General features: G+C 58.5%; 16 protein-coding genes. 9 read left to right on the top strand and 7 right to left on the bottom strand.

Annotated features, from left to right (window positions below; translation table 11 throughout):
- Positions 1 to 9: 9 nt before the first annotated feature.
- Both araD1 and XH81_RS30845 read left to right on the top strand, forming a co-directional pair.
- Positions 10 to 1002, top strand: coding sequence for an AraD1 family protein (gene araD1 / locus XH81_RS30850; protein ID WP_271596557.1), 993 nt, complete (start codon positions 10 to 12; stop codon positions 1000 to 1002).
- 157 nt (positions 1003 to 1159) lie between these two features.
- A complete protein-coding gene (locus tag XH81_RS30845) occupies positions 1160 to 2512 on the top strand; it encodes an aminotransferase-like domain-containing protein (protein WP_271596556.1) in 1353 nt (450 codons plus the stop codon).
- A gap of 55 nt (positions 2513 to 2567) precedes the next feature.
- Here the strand turns inward: XH81_RS30845 and XH81_RS30840 are convergent, their stop codons facing one another.
- Entirely contained in the window at positions 2568 to 4013 is a 1446-nt protein-coding gene (locus XH81_RS30840; RefSeq protein ID WP_271596555.1) for an aldehyde dehydrogenase family protein, read from the bottom strand.
- Positions 4014 to 4221: 208 nt separating this feature from the next.
- On the opposite strand from XH81_RS30840, the gene XH81_RS30835 reads away from it, so the two are divergent.
- The 3 genes from XH81_RS30835 (at position 4222) to XH81_RS30825 (ending at position 8564) form a co-directional block, all read left to right on the top strand.
- Positions 4222 to 5433 carry a CaiB/BaiF CoA transferase family protein gene (locus tag XH81_RS30835; RefSeq protein ID WP_271596554.1) on the top strand — a complete coding sequence of 404 codons (1212 nt, stop codon included), beginning with the start codon at positions 4222 to 4224 and terminating at the stop codon, positions 5431 to 5433.
- Between the two features lie 62 nt (positions 5434 to 5495).
- Positions 5496 to 6275, top strand: a complete 780-nt coding sequence (locus tag XH81_RS30830) for an enoyl-CoA hydratase-related protein (protein ID WP_271596553.1) — start codon at positions 5496 to 5498, stop codon at positions 6273 to 6275.
- 948 nt (positions 6276 to 7223) lie between these two features.
- Positions 7224 to 8564: an MFS transporter gene (locus tag XH81_RS30825; protein WP_271596552.1), complete on the top strand. Its 1341-nt coding sequence runs from the start codon at positions 7224 to 7226 to the stop codon at positions 8562 to 8564.
- Positions 8565 to 8955: 391 nt separating this feature from the next.
- On the opposite strand, the gene XH81_RS30820 is transcribed toward XH81_RS30825, so the two are convergent.
- From XH81_RS30820 to XH81_RS30795, 6 genes are all read right to left on the bottom strand, one after another.
- Complete coding sequence (locus tag XH81_RS30820; protein WP_271596551.1) at positions 8956 to 10191, bottom strand: NAD(P)/FAD-dependent oxidoreductase; 1236 nt, start codon at positions 10189 to 10191, stop codon at positions 8956 to 8958.
- The gene (locus tag XH81_RS30815) at positions 10188 to 11063 is read right to left on the bottom strand and encodes a sugar phosphate isomerase/epimerase family protein (RefSeq protein ID WP_271596550.1); all 876 of its coding nucleotides are present in this window, start codon (positions 11061 to 11063) and stop codon (positions 10188 to 10190) included. The genes XH81_RS30820 and XH81_RS30815 overlap by 4 nt, the downstream gene beginning before the upstream one ends.
- Before the next feature lie 29 nt (positions 11064 to 11092).
- Positions 11093 to 11416 (bottom strand): MocE family 2Fe-2S type ferredoxin, encoded by a 324-nt coding sequence (locus tag XH81_RS30810; protein ID WP_271596549.1) that lies wholly within the window; start codon positions 11414 to 11416, stop codon positions 11093 to 11095.
- Positions 11417 to 11479: 63 nt separating this feature from the next.
- Positions 11480 to 12481, bottom strand: coding sequence for a sterol desaturase family protein (locus tag XH81_RS30805; RefSeq protein ID WP_271596548.1), 1002 nt, complete (start codon positions 12479 to 12481; stop codon positions 11480 to 11482).
- 65 nt (positions 12482 to 12546) lie between these two features.
- A complete protein-coding gene (locus XH81_RS30800; RefSeq protein ID WP_271596547.1) occupies positions 12547 to 13377 on the bottom strand; it encodes a 3-methyl-2-oxobutanoate hydroxymethyltransferase in 831 nt (276 codons plus the stop codon).
- Between the two features lie 156 nt (positions 13378 to 13533).
- Complete coding sequence (locus XH81_RS30795) at positions 13534 to 14469, bottom strand: ribokinase (protein WP_271596546.1); 936 nt, start codon at positions 14467 to 14469, stop codon at positions 13534 to 13536.
- A 274-nt stretch (positions 14470 to 14743) separates the two neighbouring features.
- Here XH81_RS30795 and XH81_RS30790 point away from each other — a divergent pair, with 274 nt between their 5' ends.
- The 4 genes from XH81_RS30790 (at position 14744) to XH81_RS30775 (ending at position 19659) form a co-directional block, all read left to right on the top strand.
- Positions 14744 to 15595, top strand: coding sequence for an AraC family transcriptional regulator (locus XH81_RS30790; RefSeq protein WP_271596545.1), 852 nt, complete (start codon positions 14744 to 14746; stop codon positions 15593 to 15595).
- 434 nt (positions 15596 to 16029) lie between these two features.
- Entirely contained in the window at positions 16030 to 17544 is a 1515-nt protein-coding gene (locus tag XH81_RS30785) for an amidase (RefSeq protein ID WP_271596544.1), read from the top strand.
- A 32-nt stretch (positions 17545 to 17576) separates the two neighbouring features.
- The gene (locus XH81_RS30780) at positions 17577 to 18434 is read left to right on the top strand and encodes a branched-chain amino acid ABC transporter permease (protein WP_271596543.1); all 858 of its coding nucleotides are present in this window, start codon (positions 17577 to 17579) and stop codon (positions 18432 to 18434) included.
- 7 nt (positions 18435 to 18441) lie between these two features.
- Positions 18442 to 19659 carry a substrate-binding protein gene (locus XH81_RS30775; protein WP_271596776.1) on the top strand — a complete coding sequence of 406 codons (1218 nt, stop codon included), beginning with the start codon at positions 18442 to 18444 and terminating at the stop codon, positions 19657 to 19659.
- Position 19660 lies beyond the last annotated feature (1 nt).

The raw sequence follows: 19660 nt of genomic DNA, 5'->3' as shown, positions 1-19660 counted from the left end.
AGCCCGGTCATGAGGTTGATTCAATTTAAGACTGCTGAGGGACGTCGGCAGGTGGGCGCCATCCTTGAGAATGGCGCCCCGCCGCTTGTGGTCAGGAATGCAGCGAGCGTCCGCGAACTCGCTCTCGAAGCCGCGCGCGGGAGTGCGTCTTTGGAGCATCTTGTTTTGGCACGCGGGTTTGATGGAGAAGTCGACTACGATGCACTGATCGCCGATCAGAGATTGTTGCTGCCGCTCGATCATGTGGAGCCTTCCCGCTGCCTCATTTCGGTGACGGGCCTTACCCATCTCGGAAGCGCCGAGTCGCGGGATGCCATGCACGCGAAATTGGCTGCGACCGATCTCTCCGATACGATGCGGATGTTCAAGCTCGGCCTTGATGGCGGCAAGCCGAGCTCCGGCACCATCGGGGTACAGCCCGAGTGGGCGTACAAGGGCGACGGATCATGGGCGGTGCCTCCTGAACATGCGTTAGGACTGCCGTCGTGGGCTGAAGATGGTGGAGACGAAGCGGAGATCGTGGGCCTCTACATCATCGGAGATCAAGGAGAGGTGTTGCGCGTCGGCTTCAGTCTCGGCAACGAGTATTCCGATCACGTCATGGAGCAGCGCAACTACCTCTATCTTGCCCATTCGAAGTTGCGGCAGTGCTCGTACGGCCCTGAGGTCCTACTCGGTCCGCTGCCGAATGAAGTGAATGGTAGCGTCCGCGTGAAGCGGTCTGGCTCGACAGTTTGGTCCGGGCGATTCGTCTCTGGGGAGGAGAACATGTCCCACTCGATAGGCAACCTGGAGCATCATCACTTCAAATATCATCAGTTCCGTCGTCCCGGCGATGTCCATGTGCACTTCTTCGGCGCGAGCGTCTTGAGTTTCGCTTCGGGAGTGATACCGCAGAGCGGCGACATCTTCGAGGTGGAAGCTGAGGCGTTCGGTCGCCCGCTGCGCAATCGGATGATCGCCGACGAAAAGACCGAACTCGTTTCGGTTAAGGTCTTGTAGGGGGTATGGTGGGGCGATCGGACGTGCCTGCCACTTCAATCGGGATGCGCCGGTGGGCCGGTTGTCGCAAACCTGTTGAAAATCAATGGTTTCTCGTCCAAATCCGGATTGCGGGCTGGCCTTGCGACGTCGAAGTGCCCTAGGATGACAGACTATAATGCAAAAATGGTACCCCGAAATACAACCCGGCAAGGCCCCAGCCTTTCTCCGTCTGCTTGAGGCGATCGAAAAGGACATTTCGTCGGGGAGCCTTGCGAGCGGGACGAAGCTTCCGACGCAACGCGACTTGGCCGAGCGTCTCGGTCTCAGCGTGGGTACCGTGATCAAGGCATATGCGGAGGGGCAACGAAGGAGTTTGCTGATTGGTCACGTAGGCCGAGGGACGTTCGTCGCGGAACAACGACAAAACTCTCAGTCGCGCGGGCGGGTCGTCGACCTCAGTCTGAACATACCGGGTCCTTCTATCCTGCCGAAGGTCCTTGCCGGCAGCACTTGGACCTTTCCGAACGAAATTTCGGATTACGTCGGCTACCTTTCGCAATCAGGCGTTCTAGACCACCGCATTCAATTTGCCCGGTTGTTGCGCGAGACCGGCTTCGAGACGTCGCCTGATAATCTTGTTATCACCAACGGCGCGCTGCACGGTATCTCTCTTACTCTGAGCGCTATCTGCCAGCCCGGAGACAAGGTATTCGTCGAGGCAACCACCTATCACGGCATGAAGTCCTACGCTCATTTCGCGAGGCTCGATCTCGTCGGGCTTCCTATGGATGAGGAGGGTCTCGTTCCGGACGCATTCGAGAAGGCAGCAGCATCCGGCGCCGCGCGCGTGCTGTTTACGATGCCGACCGTGCAGAGCTCGACCGCCGCGATCATGGGGCCAGCGCGTCGGCAGGAGATCGTTCGGATCGCGCGCAAGCACGATATCCTTATCATCGAAGATGATGCCTATGGCTTTCTCGACCAGGCTAGCGTTCCGCTTGCGTCTCTGGCGCCGGAGCGGACATTCTACGTCAATACGCTATCCAAATGCCTCGCCCCCGGCCTCAGGCTCGGCATGCTGATCGTCCCGGAGCAATACATTCCTCGCATTCATCAGGCCATGCGGGCGACTTGCTGGATGGCTTCTCCGATCTCCTCCATGATCGCTTCGGAGTGGATCGAAAACGGCACGGCAGCGAAGGTTCGTCAGTCCCTGATCCAGGAAGCGAAAAAGCGGGTCAAGCTTGCCTCGCAGATTCTGCGCCCGTACGTCCGTGCCGGTCACCCGACAAGCTTCCATGTCTGGCTCGATCTTCCCAGCGGATCCGTCGAACAAGTCTCCGCACGGGCGCTGCAGCGTGGCGTGATCACCACACCCACGTCCGCTCTCCTGGTCGATCCGACGCTGATCTCCGGTTTGCGGATCTCTATTGGCGTTCCGGACCGGCTCGAAGAGCTCGAATGGGCCTTGCGGCAGTTGGCCGGTGCGCTTGAGGTCAGCCACGAAGCGGATATGTCCATCATCTGAAACCGGAATGCGAGGGCGCATCCCGGTCCGATCGCTTTGTCGCGATCGCGATGGTTCAGGCGGTCTCCTCGAAGGAATAGGACGTCTTCACGGTCGTATAGAATTCAGCGGCGTAGCGCCCTTGCTCGCGCGGTCCAGAGGATGAGCCCTTTCTGCCGCCGAACGGTACGTGATAATCAACGCCCGCTGTCGGCAGGTTCACCATGATCATCCCAGCCTGAGCATTGCGCTTGAAATGGCTCGCATATTTCAAGCTTGTCGTACAGATGCCGGACGACAGCCCGAACGGTGTATCGTTTGCGATTTCGAGAGCTTCTTCATAGTTTTTAGCACGGATCACCGTCGCCACCGGCCCGAAGATCTCCTCGCGAGCGATACGCATTCGGTTGTCAACTTCCGTGAAGAGCGCGGGAGACAAGTAGAAGCCGGGCGTCTCCCGTTTCAGTAACTCGCCTCCGGTGACCAGCCTGGCCCCTTCATCCTGACCAAGGCGGATGTAGCGTAGATCTTGGTCAAGTTGGCGTTGATCGACGACCGGACCGATATGCGTCCCGACCTTACATGCGTCATCCACGACCAGAGATGTCATGCGTTTCGTCATGGCAGCAACAAAAGCGTCGCGGATGCCGTCGGTTACGATCAGGCGAGAGGAGGCGGTGCAACGCTGGCCGGTCGAGAAGAAGGAGCTGTTCACCGCACATTCGACGGCAACGTCGATTTCGGCGTCGTCCAGCACGATCATGGGATTCTTGCCGCCCATCTCGAGTTGAACTTTCTTCATTGGATCGGAGGCCGTGCATGCTTGGGCGACGTGCTTTCCTGTCGCGACCGAACCCGTGAATGAGATGGCCGCGATCTCAGAACTTTTCAGCATCGCCTCGCCGATAATCGAGCCACGCCCCATCACGAGGTTGAATACTCCTGAGGGGATTCCTGAGTGTGCGATGATTTCGGCCAACTTATGCGCCGATCCCGGCACTAGTTCCGCGGGCTTGAATATGACCGTGTTTCCGTAAGCCAGAGCAGGAGCGATTTTCCAGGCAGGAATTGCGATCGGGAAATTCCAAGGCGTGATGAGCCCGATCACGCCCAACGGCTCCCGCGTAATTTCGATGTCCACGCCGGCGCGGATCGAGGGTACTTTCTCGCCTGCCAGGCGCAGACATTCACCGGCGAAGAACTGGAATATCTGTCCGGCACGCGTGACTTCTCCTACTCCCTCCAGCAGCGTCTTGCCTTCCTCACGAGAGAGCAGACGCCCGAGCTCTTCCTTGCGCGAGAGGATCTCAGTCGCGATCGCGTTCAGGCAGTCGTGCCTGGTTTGGATGCTCGAGCGTGACCAGTTGCGAAACGCTCTGGATGCGGCGTCGATGGCTCGTTCAGTGTCGAGGAGCGAGGCATGTGCATAGTCCCCAAGAATGTCGTTCGTGTCTGAGGGATTCACGTTGGGTACAGCATCCGCTGCGGCGGTCCATTCACCGGCGATGTAATTCAAAGTCATCTGATTGGGATCCATGTCGTAGGAGGGGCATTGCGAGAGGGGCCTCGGGCGGTAGTCACATTCACCTTGCAATTCTGATTTCATACAAATTGAGATGTATCAATGCGTAATTGAGATGCACTAATTATTGACTGGTTCGGAGATGTGCAGTAGCGTTGCGGACAGCCAGCAAGATGCCAAAGAACCCGTCCTAAGAGAGGATCCCACAGTGAATGCTCAACCCAATGGCAGACCGGTCACCGCCAAGGTGGGTGCCCTGAATGGCATCGTCGTGCTGGAAGTGGGGATGGTGATGCAGGTTCCGCTTGCCTGCCAGGTTCTGGGTGATCTCGGAGCAGACGTCATCAAAGTGGAGCGGCCGCAGGGCGACATCACCCGCGGTCTCGACTTCGAGGCCACGCGGGTGGGCGGCATGAGTTCTTACTATGCTGCGATGGGGCGCAATAAGCGGCTGCTGTCGTTGGATCTTAAGAACCCGGTCGCGAAGGAGATTCTGCTTCAGTTGGTCGATAAGGCCGATGTGCTCCTGCATAACTTCCGGCCGGGTGTCATGGAGCGCCTGGGCCTAGGCTACGCCGAACTGAGCGCCCGCAATCCGGGATTGGTGTACGCCGCGGGCTTCGGCTTCGGCGAGACTGGACCTCTGGCCGATAGACCAGGACAGGATATGTTGGCTCAGGCTTTCAGCGGAATGGCGCGCGGCGGGCTGGAAGAGAACGACCCGCCTCACCTGACCAATTCGCCCATCGTCGACTACGGCGCGGCCATGTCTCTTGTACAGGGAGTGCTCGCTGCTCTCATCGAGCGGCAGACTTCCGGCCGCGGCCAGGTCGTCTCGACCTGCCTGTACGACGTGGCGCTCGCGATGCAGCTTTGCGAGATAGCGAGCGAGAGCATCTACGGCACGAAGACCAATTGGATCAAGCAATCGATCTTCTTCAGGACATTCGATGGTTGGGTGTCCGTGGTCATGTTGTTTCGGGATAACCCGCTGGGCCTCATGTGCAAGGCTCTCGGACTGCCGGACATCAGCATGCGGCCGGAGCTTTCGACTCTGAGTGGACAGGTTGAGCATCTTTCGGTCGTCAAGGCACATTGTGAAGAGGCGATTGCGGCGCTCACGACGGAAGAAGTGGTACGAAAGCTGTCGGAAGTCGATCTGCTCTGCATGCCCGTCAATGAAATTGCCGACGCGATCGCTCAGGAGCAGACCGCGCACAACGGTATCATGTGGGACGTAGACGTGCCGGGCCGCGGGACCGTGCCTCTCGTCGGCCTTCCAGTGCGTCTGTCGCGAACTCCGCCCGGGGTGCGCATTCATCCGGCGCCGATTGGCGCCGCCACTGACGAGATTCTCTCCTCGTTCGGGTTCAGTGTTGAGGCCATCGCAGAGGCGCGCAGAAAAAAGGCCTTTGGTTGATCCTGGCGGGTCCTTTCAGTACGGCCCCAAATAAAAGTTCAATCGGAGTCCGAGTACGCCAAATGACCATCTCCGACCTCGTCATCGCGACAACGCCGTCTCCGCATGTGCGACAGTTGAAAATGAATCGACCCGCGAAGCGCAACGCACTGAGCAACGAGCTCATCGCCGCGATCGCGGGCGCTTGCCGAGCCGCAGTCGCCGATGAGGACATCCGTTGTATCGTTCTTACGGGCGGCGAGGCGTTCTTCTGCGCCGGTGCTGACATCAAGGAGATGCAGCAGCGCGGATTCGATGCCATCAACAATCCGGCCAGGCGAAACGACTGGAGGGACATCACGAATTGCGTCAAGCCGATCATAGCGGCTGTCGAGGGCATTTGCTTCGGGGGCGGGAACGAACTCGCAATGCTCGCCGACATCATTGTGGCGGGCGATGGCGCTCGGTTCGGACAACCGGAGGTCAACATTGGCGTCATTCCGGGCGACGGAGGAACGCAGCGCCTGACACGCGTGGCGGGAAAATCTTTGGCGATGTTGATGGTCCTCAGCGGCCAACCCATCTCGGCCCAAACCGCGCTGCTGGCCGGGCTCGTTGCGGACATCGTACCAACCGGTTTGGCGACGGCGAGGGCGGTCGAGATTGCCGGTATGATCGCGGAAAAGCCGCCACGTTCGGTCGAGCTCGCGAAAGCGGCGGTGCTGGCTGCCTACCAGACACCTCTGGAGGCTGGCCTGGAGTTCGAGCGCCAAGCCATCCGGGTCGCCTTCACGACCGCCGATCAGCAGGAAGGGATGGACGCATTCTTCGAGAAGCGTTCGCCGAACTATCGGGGACAATAAGCGCTTCAGTGGGCTGCCCTGCGTTCGAGCGCCGAGCTCCCCGTCTTGTCCGCGAAATGGACGATATGCCCGCTGGCCCCAGTAACTCTCGCACACCATCCTGATCTGTACCCTCCGGCTCGCAGTTTGACTTCTCGTTCATCGGCTTCGCGAACGTGTACTTGCCGAGACGGTCTCGCCGACTTCGCAACTCCGCTCACGCCATCGACCGACCAGCACCGCGGCCCGCGAGGACGCGACTGCCCGTCCGTGGCAAGACATACGATCGTTTGAGATGGAGCGGGTGCTAGTCCAGCGGATGTGAGCGAACGCGATCATGTCGTTGCCTGGAAGGGGAGCACTTTTCCGGAAACAGGCGTGCGCAGCGCCGGTGATACCTCAGACAGCCAGACACCCGCTCGGCGCTCAAGCAATTCGCGACTTAGCCCAATAAAATCAGAGCCTTGTACGTTGCGTCGAGCATTTTGTCCCGCTATTCGCCGATAAGAGAGATGGGATGTCTCAATTTCATATTGGTATATTTCAATATTGACATTGGGCTATATGCGTGGTGTGCTCGGACATCGATTGGTCGGCAATGGATCGCACGGCCCTCGAAGACCGTGAGAGCGAACTCCGTTCCCGGATTTCCTACAGCGGACGTGCAGCAGACGCTGCAAGGGGCCGCCAACAAAAAATAAGGCGACGCGACGCGCAAAGCGCGTGAGTAGAGGGAGAGGAACAATGACTTTGGGCGAGGGGCCTGCAGCAGCCCATGCTTTTTGGATTTCCGAATGCGCCTTGATCGCGCTGGAAACTTCTAAAAATTGTCAGGAGCGATGGTACGGCGCGCGGAATGCGCCTCCGGCCGGCCATAGCAAACGTCGCCGACGCTCGATGACCGCTCGGCTCGCATCCGGCTCTTCAATGAGCGTTTTCAATTCATTCTGACAACTGGAAGCAGCATCGATGCAAGCCTCTATACAAGCTTTCGATTATAGCGCCAACGATAACGCCATTGAACTGGAAAAGCCCGTTGCAACAAGGTCGATGACGATTGGCCTTGGCGGCGGCGTCGCTCTCGAGTTCTATGATTGGCAACTATACGGCTTCATGGCGGCGTTCCTGTCTCCGCACTTCTTCCCGGCTACCGATCCAGTCGTATCTCTGCTCGCAGGGCTCGCAGTTTTCGGAGCAGGCTTCGCAGCTCGTCCTATCGGTGCAGCAATTCTCGGTCCCATCGCGGATCGCATCAGTCATAAGACGGTGATGATGGTCGCCGTGTCGGCGATGGCGCTTTCTTCGCTCCTGATCGCACTGCTGCCCAGCTACAAAGACCTTGGTATCACCGCCACGATCATACTGGTCACTCTCCGATTGGTCCAAGGCTTGGCCGTCGGCGCAGAGGCTGGCGTCGCAAATGCGATCGCGATCGAATTGGCTCCGCCCGGCCAGGAGGGGCGATACCTCGGTTTGATCAACGGTACTTTTATCATGGTAGGCTCAATTGGAGCGAGCTTAGTCGCCTTCCTCGTGAGCGCTGCCGTCAGTCCTGAAGTCATGAAGGATTGGGCTTGGCGAGTTCCGTTCGGCGTTGGTGGCGTTCTCGGTTTGCTGATCATCTATCTTCGCCAGAACCTTCCGGAAACCCTGATTGCCCGTGCCATGCATCATGCGGACGAAGGCTCGCGTATTCAGGATACGACCGGAGGAGTTTGGAGGGCGCTCTGGAAGGCGCGCCTGTCGCTGCTCGCGGCAATTCTGGTTGTCGGAAGCGTGCAACTCGCCAACTACACGTACAACTTCGGCCTGCCCAACATCGCTAACGGCGTTTTCAAGGAGAACAGCACCTACGTGTACGGCATCGTGACTCTCATGGGGGCTATCTGGATGATTTTCTCGCCAGCGATCGGTGCCTTCGCGGATAAGATCCGGCCCTCCCGCGCTTTTGTCATGATGCGGCTACTGCTCATCCCCTCGTTCTTCTTGCCGCTGCTCTACGTCGAGAAGAACATTGTGGTCTATTCCGCTATCATGCTTGTGGGCGGCACGCTGGTCGGCTGCAACATGGCGCTATACAATTTCATTGCCACAACCTTGATGCCGAGAACCGTTCGGACAACCGGCGTTGCCTTAGGTTACGCTGCCGGAGCGACGATTTTCGGCGGTACAACGCCATTCCTGCTGCTATGGCTTCAGCGCTCCAATCTCTCTTGGATGTTTCCGGTCTACGGCACGGCCGTCGCACTGCTCAGCATCGCGGTGTATGTGATAGCTAAGAAGCGGGGCGGCGTCTACGTCGGGGACTAGGCGCTTCGAATGAAGCGGGCGCGCCGCACCATCGCGGCGCGCTAGGGCGGTTCGCCTTTGGCCGATCGTCCCAAATTCACATTTGTCTATGAGATCATCAAGTGCGAACAGGACCAACCTGCCCTGAATTCCTCAGAAGAGCCAAGGCTGGGAGCCTGTTGCGCATCTGCGCGGCAGGGAGCTGAATTTGCGCCCGCTATCGTTGCCCATTTCTTCCGCATTTGCGCAACATTCGAGGCCAAAGCAGGATTGGTTTTCGTCCGATGCGACTATCTTCAGCGTGGTGGGCTCCGAAGCGCCGCCGCTTCCTCGCAAGGCAAGCGCTTCCGGGCGTCGACTTCCTTCTGGGATCCTCAGGATTAACTCTTATGCCGTGCCGAACGCTGAATTCCTAGACCACCAGAGTCTTCAGGCTTATGGCGGGGTCCGCGAGAGCCTCTACCGCGGGGCTAAGCCGCCTGCTGATCATCATCTCGGCGAAGCGTATCTCTCTCGCTACGGAGCTCAGGCTGCCAAATCCGCACGCGGCCACGAGGCGTCTGTCGGCGGCTAGGTAAAACGCGATCTGGCCATTTGGGCCGAGATCTCTGATGACTGGCGCTTCTCCCTCAGGAGAGAGGCCGACGATTTGCAGTGTCTCGCCGTATTGATCTGACCAAAACCAGGGGACGTCTTCGTAAGGGCGGTTCTCGCCCATCATGTTTGCCGCGGCCGCCGCGCCTTGCCGCTGGGCATTGCGCCATGCCTCCAGCCTGACCCGCTTTCGGTAGAGGCGATGTGGAAACGAACAGCAATCCCCCGCCGCGAAAACGCTCGGATCCGAACTTGCGAGCGTCTCGTCCACCAAGATCCCATCGTCGACCGCCAGTCCGGCAGCTTGCGCAAGGTCGACATTCGGCGTTGCTCCGATCCCTACGATCACCAAGTCAGCCTCATAGGAGCGACCACCGGCCATCACCACGTTGGACCTTCCTTCGCTGAAATCGATGCGCTCGACAGTGGCACTTGTCTCGATGCGTACGCCAGCTCGCTCATGCTTGGCTCTGATCATTTCGGCCATCGGAGCCGGCACAGCCCGTGTCAGCAGCCGCGGTCCTGCTTCAAGTATCGTGACCAACGCACCTCTTAAGACCGCGCTCACGGCAACCTCAAGCCCGATGAATCCGCCGCCGATCACGACAACCTTGCATCCCTGACCGATCGCCCGGCGGATGCGCGCGGCGTCTTCATACGTCCGCAATGTCGCCACCTTCACTCCTTCGGCGACAGGGACCAGCAGTTTTCGAGGTCGGGCTCCCGTCGCCAGCAGGAGCCGGTGGTACGCTATCCCTGATCCGTCTGAGAGCCCGACCATGTTCGCCGCGCGATCAATTGAAACCGCTTCACTCCCCTGGCGATAGTCGATCTCTAGCTCGGCAAACCGTTCCGATGTCACAATCAACTTTGGCCCAGGGTTGATCTCGTCGATCAGGACCCCCTTCGATAAAGGTGGGCGCTCATACGGAAGCATTGTTTCATTGCCGACAAGGACCACCATGCCTCGCCAGCCTGCCTGCCGCAGAGCGACAGCAGCGGCCGTTCCGGCCTCACCCGCCCCAACGATCACGATTGCCGATTGATCACTCACGCGACTAATCCATTTCCGGCCGGCGGCCGCTCACCGTTTATCGCTTCCTCAAAAAGATTGCGCACCAGTGATTTGAGTAGGAGAGTTTCCTGCCAACGGTCCGTGGTGTCTTTACCATCGCGATCGGTGATTGCATAAGGCTGCGGGCCAAGTTCGCATGTGAAAGACAGACAGGCGTCCGCATGAGCGCGCCGTTGCCAGCTCTTAAATCCGTATTTCCACCACCGAAGGAACAGATCGAGCCACATCTTGTGTTGGGGAAATGTAATCTCGACCTGTATCTGCTCGCGGGACGCAACGCGGCCATGAAATGCCCAGGTGCGGTCGAGTACTTGGCGCACCAGGGCTTCGTCTTCGTCTGAGATCGGATACCAGAATTCGCGGCCCACCAAGAAGTGCGAGAGATCAGCAAGCAATCGCATCTCTGGGACCAGATCCAGCAGGTCGAGCGTAAAGAGAAGATCCGTCGTCATCCTGTTGCGATGCGTTTCGAAGTAGATTGGCATCCCCGCATCCTGCGCCACCCTGATCCAGCCCTCCAGCAGCGGGATACAGTCGGCGAGACGGCGCGGGCGGATGTCCGGTTGGACGTTGAGATGCAGGACGTCGAGATCCCGAGCCAGATCAATGGCGTTTTTCAAGTGGTCGATCGTCTGCGGAAAGCACACGCCCTCGACGGCAAGCCCCGAGCCGGCCAAGGCGCGCGCAACCAGGGCAACCTGCGCAGGATCGGTACAGGAGGTGCTGATGCCATCGAACCCGGCCTCCTGGATCATCGCGATGTTATGGTCGATCGAACGCTCGATTCCGTCGGGCTGGCGCCGTTCCATTGCCCAGAGTGACTGGAGTATGAGCAAACTCCGCTTTGACATCGTCCCGCATTCCCGCGTATTTGGTCCGCTTAGATTTTGACGAAAACGGTGCCGTTCTCGACCTTCACCTCGTAGCTGCGCAGGTCGATGCAAGCTGGAAGCGTCCGGGCCGCACCGGTCCGGTAGTCAAAGGTCCCGAAGTGCTTGGGGCATTCGATAATATTTCCATCGACGATGCCATCCGCCAGGTGGATCTTCTCATGGGTGCAGTGACCGTCGATCGCAAAGTAGGCTCCGTCGGGCGACCGAACGATCGCAAAACTCGCACCTGCATGGTCCCAACGGAGCGCCTCTTCCGGCCGCACCGCCTCGGCCGGACAAGCCGCCACCCATTCACCTGTGGTCGTCACCATGTCTTTTCCCCTATTCCTGAACTTAGAGTGGAGGGCAAATCGCGGTTCTCCCATTCGCTACCCTTATCCACGGGCCCACTTCTTGGCCTTGATACGCTTGGTGAGAGCCTCGTCGGCCTCTGGCGAGCCGTCATGGAAAGTACCAAACCACTCGTCCAGAGGGATGCGCTTCTCGCCGTAGTTCACCTCGAAGTACTTGTGATGCAAGTAGTGATAGTAGTTGTCGGTATCGACGGCATGTTCGTCGTCGAGATACATGCGGTCAAAGCCAACATGGGATTTCGCGGGTGATAATCCGGCGTGTATGAGCTGGAACATTGAATGCAGCGGGTGTGATGGCACGACCAGATGGATCAATACTCCCGTGAAGTAAAATAGAGATTCGACCGGGTGCATGGACAGGCCAGACCAGGGCCCCGGATTGACGTTGTTGTGGTGAATCTTATGGATCCAGTGGTAAAGAGGCCCCATGTGGAGCAGGCGATGGATGAGGTAGAAATGCAGTTCTCGCCAAGCTGGAACAAGCATGAGAAGCACGATGAAGTAGACGGGATGGGTGGCAAACGCGACCCATGGCATGTAGCCATTCGCGTATCCCCACCACGTCACCGCTTCAACGGCAGACCAGATCGGCACCCCGGCGCCCAGCGTGTAGAAAACGTTCTCGGCGGTCTGGTTACCGAACAAGAACGTCGGATTTTCGATGTCGGGCCATTTGGCATTGTATTTGAACTGCTTCTGTTGCCGACGCTGGATGTAGAGGACAGTGTGGAATCCGCCGTAGAGCAGGACCGTCAGTCCTGCGTTCCGGAGGAAGATGAGAGCGATCCACTGCCAACGGAAATCCCGCATTGTCTCGAGCGCGGGCGTGAGATAGAGCCACGAGATAGCGGCGACCGCGCAATAAAGTGCGTTCCAAGGCCAAAGGTATCCCGGATAGCCAAATAAGAATCGTAGAAGCTTCAGCGGTTGCGTAGGCCATACAAAGAGCGGCGCTCGCTTCAGCTTCTTGTTGGGTGTCCAGTGTCCGCGCTTGTCCCTCTTACCGAACAGGGCGTCATCCACAGATGCCTCCTTAGAAGAGATATTTCAGAGCTTAGAACGAACAGTTGGGCTAGCGAAGGGAGGCCCTACCGGGGCGTCTCCTCGAGTGCCGTCATGAATGCCCCGTACTCGTCGTCTCCAATCGTGGCGACCTCGGAAGATCCGGGGAACGAGTTCGCTTCAACGTCCGTCCGAAAGGCGCGAAGGGCGTTGACGCGATCCTGCTTGATGCGCTGCCGTAGCGCGCGAAGATCTCCGTAGGCCCTCGCATGCCGAGGGCGCCGCTCTTCTTCGCCGCAGATGTCGGCGGTGAACAGAAAGATGACGTCCGCACTCGGTCCAGAACCCAGCGAAACCGTGACTAGGCCCGTCCGTGGCTGGATTGCGGCCATGACACGCGCAGGAACGAGCTCGCATTCCACCGCGAACGCACCGGCGTCCTCAAGACGGCGGAAGCGACTGAAAAGCTCCAACGCTTCGTCCGCGTTCTTGCCGAAAGCGCGAAGCTTTCCCACCCAGGTCGATTTCCTTGGAACAAGCCCCAGGTGACCCATCACCGGAATGTCCTCCGCCGCCAGCATGGCGACAGTCGCCATGCCGCGTGCGGTGATCACCGCATCTGCACCGTCGGTCAGCGCCTTCAATGCGGTGCGTAAGATATCGTCCTGTGTTGCGGCATCGGTAAAGCCGAGCGCTGCGGTGATGAAAAGTCGCTTCGAGCCGGCGCGCACGGCCGCCACGTTGGGGGCGCGGGTCACCAGCATCTCGATACCGGCTTCTTCCGCCGCCGCCGCCTCGTCCGCCGTATCAGCGGTTACTTGCGTGTAGCGTTTGCCCGCTTTTCGGGCCGTGCGGAGGTCGGCCACCGTCACTGTGCGCTCAGCCTCGCGCGCCGTCCAATCGTAAATTCGCGGCATCTTGCTAATCAACTCGCTAGGTTCTTGCAAAAGGGATGGTACCCGGCGTTCCGCATCTGCTTTGCTACCGCTTCGAACTTCGCGATTGCCGACGCTTACGATGGTCGAAGCCAACAGGGCAGTCGGAAGCTGTCTGATCAGCCATCCGGCTCCTCATCAACGCGTGGCGAAAATTTTGCGGTACATGTCCTCGACAGCCCTGCGCGTCGCCATACCGGGAATAACCCCGAGTTTGGTGCAGACGAGAGCGCCGCAGCAAATCCCAAAACGTGCGGCCTCGATCACGTCCTTGCCTTCAGCCAGAGCCACAGCGAAGCCTGAGTTAAACGCATCGCCAGCGCCGGTCGTATCCACGACCTCGACTTCGGCGGCCGGGATTGCTGTGTCGATCGTGTCAGTGACAATGAGCACGCCGCGGTCGCCAAGTGTTACAACTACATTGGAGGCGCCCCGCTTGCGCAGCAACTCGACGAGCTCCCGCGAAGGCCGCGGATCGTCCGGCCTGAGGCCTAACAAAATACGAAGTTCGCTCTCATTTGGCGTAAGATAGTCGATGAACTTGAAAATCTCATCCGGAAGCGGCGCCGCAGGAGCTGGATTAAGAATAGTTTTCTTGCCGTGCTTTCGGCCCAGCTCCATGGCGCGCATTGCGACGTCGACCGGAGGCTCGAGGACCGCCATCACGACGTCGCTTTCCCGAATGCGGCTCTCGGCACGATCCACAAAATCCGGATCCATAGCGTTCGTGGCACCATAGTCCATGATGATAAAGTTCTCGCCCCGGTCGTTGAGGATGATGAAGCCAACAGCCGTGGGACTTTCGTCGATTTGCTTGACATAGGCGGCGTCGACGCCCTCGGACTTGTAGAGGTCTGTCGCGATATCGGCGAACTTGTCTTTGCCAATGATGGCGACCAATGATGACTCTGCGCCTAATCGCGCAGTCGCAACTGCTTGATTCGATCCTTTGCCGCCAGGACCCATATCGAAACTGCTGCCCAGCATCGTGACGCCGAAGACCGGAATGTTTGGAGCGCGAATGGTAAGCCCCACTGCGAAGCTGCCGACGACGGTGATTCTTGGCTTTGTCATCAAGTCCTCCCCTAAAATGATGCTTGAAGTCAGCGCTCAAACGTCGGCGCCGTATGAGCTCGGGAATATCAGAAGCTCATCGTGCCGGCGCAGTTTGGGGCCGGTGAGTGTCAGCACCGTCTCCTCCGTGAATCCTCGCAGCGAACTTAAAAGGATACAAAACGTGCGTCCAGGAATGCGGCTGCGAGTTCTTGTTCTTCGTTATTAGCCAGGCTAAATGTGAAATTCGCCGGCGGAAATGGACAAAGTACGCTTGAATTTATATAAAACGCGCATGTCAAAGTTGTTGCAGCGCACGCTTTTTCCTGAGAGCCATCAGTACGTCGTTCCTGACGTCGCGTGGATTCGCTGCGCTTTTACGGTGCTACGAGCTGGTAAAGCTATCACTGCCCCGGACCATCGTATCGCGCGAGATAGCTATCCGGGCCAAGACATTCTGTTCTGCAAAGCGGGTCGTGGTTTCGTATCCAGCGAGGGGAGGACATTAAGTGTTGGCCGCAATCAGTTGATGTGGATCGCCAACGAGACCCCGCATGCGCACTGGCCAGATGAGAGCGATCCCTGGACCGTTCTATGGGTGCGGATCGATGGACCCAATTGTGCGGCCATTCGGCGCAAGGTGTTCGGCGACGGCCCAACCCTCACGACGATCTTGAAGCCGAGCGAGATTGAACGATGGTTCGATGAGTTGTTTGATGTCTTGCGCGCGAGAGATGATAACGTCGATATGGCTCTCAATCACATAGTGTCGGAGCTGTTGCACTTGATAGCAGCGCCTTCACCCAGGCACGGTGAATCTCGTCTTCCCGCCCCATTGCGCGCCATCGTCTCAGAGATGCAGCACGCGCCAGAGCGACCTTGGCATGCCGATGAGCTGGCCTCCGTCACCGGTCTCAGCCCCGGACAAACGCGGCGCCTATTCCAAAAGTATTTGCAGATCAACCCGAGGCGCTGGCTGATCCGAGAGCGTATTATGATGGCACAAAGGCTACTCTTGGAAACTGATGCACGCCTCGGGACTATCGCTGAACGCTGCGGCTTCTGCGACGTCTATCACTTCAGTCGCGAGTTCAAGCGTAGCACCGGCACCGCCCCCCGCACTTGGAGGCGGGCCGAAGGGACTTGAATAAATATCTTTCTGCTTGCCACATTTACTCACCCTTTGGAGCACATCGGGTTCTTCCTGCGGTGGAGCTTGTTAGTCAAGGTCAACGAGCCGGGGTGGGGAGCTTGGGAGTGCATTGGGCTCTGTCAGATGGCTGCCACACTGCAACTCTAAGCTGATCGCGCTGGCTTGCTCGTCCGGCCGCTCGATCGAAAAACAAGACGCTCGCGCTAACCGAGACAGGAAGCGGCAAGGCTTGACGGCCCGGCAGCTCCGCAATGCTCTGCACGAGCAATAGATGAGTGCGAGCTGCTTTACCCAATATTACTCACATCCCTTTGCGCGCCCTCTTTGTGGCGGATGCACTTGCTCCTCAGAATGGCGGGGACGCGGCCATCGTAGAATAATCAATAGGCGGCACGTCTAAATACCAGGATAAATTTTTAGGAAAGCCCATGTCAGTCGCCCTTCCAACCCCCATCCAGCTTCGCAGCATCGCCCAACAGTGTGGTCTCTCGCTGACCGATGAAGACGTTGCCTCCTTCCGGGGGCTGATGCAGGGCACGCTCGAATCGTACAATCTCGTCGCTGCGATGCCCGACGAATTGCCGGCGGTCAAATATCCACGGACCCCTGGCTATAGGCCATCTTCGGACGAAAATCCGCGCAACGCTTGGTACCGCAAGACCACCATCCAGGGGGCCGCCAGCGGAAAGTTGAAAGGCAAGACGGTTGCCTTGAAGGACAACATCATGTTGGCCGGGGTGCCTATGATGAATGGCTGTGCCACCCTTGAAGGCTACGTACCCGATTTCGATGCCACGATCGTGACGCGCATGCTCGATGCTGGCGCGGAAATCGCCGGGAAGGTCCACTGCGAGGCGTTTTGTCTCTCCGGCGGTAGCCACACCAACGCAACCGGCCCGGTACACAACCCACACAAGAAGGGCTATTCGGCCGGCGGTTCCTCCTCCGGAAGTGGGGTTGTGGTCGCGCTCGGCGAGGTCGACATGGCGATCGGCGGCGACCAAGGCGGCTCGATCCGCATGCCGTCTTCGTTTTGCGGCACATACGGTATGAAGCCGACCTGGGGTCTCGTTCCCTACACGGGAATCATGCCGATTGAGGTCTTTATCGATCACACCGGACCGATCACGGCGACAGTAGCCGATAACGCGCTGCTGCTGGAGGTGATTGCCGGCGACGACGGCTACGATTCGCGCATCAAGGCACCAAAGGTGGATGAATACACCAAAGCGTTGGGTGCCGGCATCAAAGGAATGAGGATCGGCATCCTTAAGGAAGGATTCGAGCAGCCTTCGGCGGAGGCTTCTGTCAATGAGTGCGTGCGGGAGGCGGCCAAGCGGTTTAAGGATCTCGGTGCGACCGTTGAGACCGTCTCGATTCCGATGCATCTGTTGGGAGCGGCGATCTGGACGCCGATCGGAACTGAGGGCGCGGTCCAGACCATGATGTACGGCGACGGCTATGGTGTCAGCCGAGGCGATCTGTATCCAACGTCGCTCATGGATTTCCATCGCGGTTGGCGGCGGCAGGCGGATTCGTTGTCCGAGACGACCAAGCTGTTCCTGCTGCTCGGCACCTATATCAACAACACCTTTGGATCCCGCTTTTACGGCAAGGCGCTCAACATCTCACGCCGGCTCGCTGCAGCATACGACAAGGCCCTCGAGAGTTACGATCTCCTGCTCATGCCGACGACACCGATGAAGGCAACGCCGCTGCCGCCTTCCAATGCCAGCCGCGAGGATTACTTCACTCGCGCGATCGAAATGTTCACCAATACCGCGCCGTTCGACATTACGCATCATCCAGCCATGTCACTGCCCTGCGGAATGGTCGACGGATTGCCAGTCGGCCTGATGCTCGTCGGTCGTTACTTCGAGGAATCCACGATCTACCGTGCCGCCCATGCCTTCGAACAAATAGGTGACTGGAAGAAGATGTAAGGCGAGCTGCGCTGGCGCGCGGATGGATCTATATGACTAACACATTCATGGCGGCATTCGACATTCTGAGCTTCAGCGCGATCATGGTCCTGATCGTGCTGGGCCTCGGAGTCATCGCGAGCATGATGGGCATCTTCAATTTTGCCCAAGGCGAGTTCGTGTTGCTCGGTGCCTACATTACTTATCTCGCCTATCATCATGGTCTGCCGGTGTGGGTCGGTATGGCTGCCGCACCTATTCTCGTCGGATTGCTGGGCTTTATGCTCGAAGCGCTCATGATCCGCCGGTTCTATGCGGCACCCATCGTGGCGATGCTCGGCACTTATGCGCTCGGCCTCGTCATCCGAGAAACGGTGCGTGGCCTCATTGGCGGCTTGTATCTGACGGTTCCGGAGCCAATTGGCGGATCTATCGGTATCGCCACCATGCACATCTCGGCCTGGCGCTTTACGATCCTCGTGATCACGGGCTTGGTGTTGGGAGCCTGCTATCTGCTGCTGTCGCGCACGAGCTTCGGCCTCCGCGTTCGGGCGACACTTGAAAACCCGGCTCTGGCGCGCGCATCTGGCGTTTCGACGACGTTCATCTATGGCGCTACTTTTGCCTTCGGTGCAGCGCTAGCGGGGCTCGCCGGTGCGCTTATTGTGCCCGTTTTCGATCTATTTGCCGATCTTGGAGTTCGTTTTCTGATCCAGGGATTTGTTGCGGTCATGGTTGGTGGGGTCGGCTCCTTCATCGGACCAGTAGCAGGCGCTGGCATCATCGGCGCTGTCAGCGCGGCGCTGCCATGGGCTGTGGCACCGGTCGTCGCCGATGTGCTCGTCTTCGTACTTGCTATTATTTTCGTCAAGTGTCGGCCGCAAGGCCTCATCGCTCAAAGGGGAGTGTAATCATATGATTGTGGATCGCGTCCAACTTACACGCCGTCGTTTCCTTTCGAACTTCGCTTTCACGGCTGGTGCGATCGCTACAGGAGCCGGCAGCTGGGTGATCCGGCCCGATTGGGCCAACGCCGCCGAAGGTCCGGTCAAGGTCGGCATCGCGATCGATCTCACCGGCCCGATCGGCTTCGCCGGAAAGGCGGATGCCAATGTTGCCAAGATGGTGATCAAGGAGATCAACAATTCCGGCGGACTGCTGGGCCGACCGATCGAGCTCTATATCGAAGACACCGCCTCCAATGAATCGATCGCGGTGGGTAATGTGCGCAAGCTGATCCAGCGCGACAAGGTGGACATGGTCCTCGGCGGCCTCGCCAGCTCAATGCGCAACGCCATCAAGGATGTCATCGTTTCACGGGGCAAGACGCTCTATATTTATCCGCAATTCTATGAAGGTCAGGAATGCACACCATACCTGTTCTGTACCGGCGCCACCCCGGCGCAGCAATGCGACACATTTATACCTTGGCTAATCAAAAACGGCGGCAAGAAGTTTGCCCTTCCAGGCTCAAACTATATCTGGCCGCGCAACCTGAACGCATATGCTCGTAAACTGATCGAAGCCAATGGCGGGGAGGTCGTGTTCGAGGAGTATTATCCTCTCGACCAGATCGATTTCTCCGCTACCGTCCACGCAATTATCTCGAACAAAGCTGATACCGTCTTCAATACCGTCATTCCTCCAGGCGTCGGTCCCTTATTCAAGCAGCTTTCCGAAGCGGGATATCTCAAGAACGGCGGACGGCTTGCTGCCGTGAATGAGGATGAAAATTATCTCAGCCTCCATGCTGCCAATGAGATGGAGGGGCTTGCAAGTTGTCTCGACTATTACAAAGCAGTCGCAAAGGATGATCCGGTCTCCGCCAGAATTCACGCGGCCTATGAGAAGGAATATCCTGGAGAGTCCTTGTTTGCAGCGAGCAGTGCCGCGCCCAGTACCTACCGCGGGCTGAAGCTTTGGGAGGCCGCCGTCAAGGAAGCTGGAAAGGTCGATCGCGAGTCAGTCGCTGCAACGCTCGATCACGCCAAGATCGCGGAAGGTCCGGGCGGACCGGCCGAGATGGTTCCCGGCAAACGTCACTGTAGGATGAACATGTACACTGCGGTCTGCAAGAGCGGGAAGTTTGAAATCGTGCAACGCAGCAACGGGCTTGTCGAGCCCAGAGAATGCTGAC

Source organism: Bradyrhizobium sp. CCBAU 25360, from assembly GCF_028128695.1.
GTDB lineage: Bacteria > Pseudomonadota > Alphaproteobacteria > Rhizobiales > Xanthobacteraceae > Bradyrhizobium > Bradyrhizobium ottawaense.
The sequence above is the reverse complement of the archived record's forward strand: the minus strand, read 5'-3'. Positions and strand labels throughout refer to the sequence as shown.